Annotated in this window: 1 pseudogene; it reads right to left on the bottom strand. The window is 68.6% G+C overall.

Going from position 1 to position 258, the window contains the following annotated elements:
- Nucleotides 1-258, bottom strand: a pseudogene (locus tag ACGFW6_RS45175) (hypothetical protein); the annotation flags it as partial.

Consider the following 258-nt stretch of genomic DNA (forward strand, 5'->3'; position numbering starts at 1 on the left):
ACAACGACCGTGGCGGCTTCCGCCGTGACGACCGTGGTGACCGGGGTGGCCGTTCCTTCGACGGTGACCGTGGTGGGCGTTCGTTCGAGCGTCGTGACAACGACCGTGGCGGCCGTTCCTTCGAGCGTCGCGACAACGACCGTGGCGGCTTCCGCCGTGACGACCGTGGTGACCGGGGTGGCCGTTCCTTCGACGGTGACCGTGGTGGGCGTTCGTTCGAGCGTCGTGACAACGACCGTGGCGGCCGTTCCTTCGAGC

It is taken from the genome of Streptomyces sp. Y7 (assembly GCF_043195415.1).
Classification (GTDB): domain Bacteria; phylum Actinomycetota; class Actinomycetes; order Streptomycetales; family Streptomycetaceae; genus Streptomyces.